Genomic DNA, 402 nt, shown 5'->3' on the forward strand with positions numbered 1-402 from the left:
CCGATCAGTTCCGGTGGAATGACCTGGCGGCGGTTCGACCAGCGATCCAGGACCGCCTGCATCTGTGAGGTATTCCACGCCATCACGATGTTGGCCATCAGGCTCAACGCATCGGCCACAGCCTGCATTTCATCGACACGTTTGGCCTGCGCCGGGCTGATCCGGCCGGTATAAATGGCGCGCTTGAGGGCGTTAACAGCCTCGCCCCGATTGAGCACCCGGCGCAACTCGTTCCTGAAAGCGTCCTTGACAAAGTAGTCAGCCAAAAACGCCGTACGCAGCAACCGCCCCAATTGCACGCCAGCCTCATAGATTGGATCGCCCTGGGCGGCAGAACCGAACCGCGCAAGAGCTGCCACCGCACTGGCATGTCCGCTCATGACCGAGGCTGCCAGGTGCACC

Annotated in this window: 1 protein-coding gene; it reads right to left on the reverse strand. The window is 61.7% G+C overall.

From position 1 onward, the window contains the following. The coding region (locus HMPREF2933_RS09485; protein WP_148129922.1) for a Tn3 family transposase at positions 1–402 on the reverse strand (402 nt) is incomplete at both ends.

Source organism: Streptococcus sp. HMSC066F10 (genome assembly GCF_001813805.1).
GTDB lineage: Bacteria > Bacillota > Bacilli > Lactobacillales > Streptococcaceae > Streptococcus > Streptococcus vaginalis.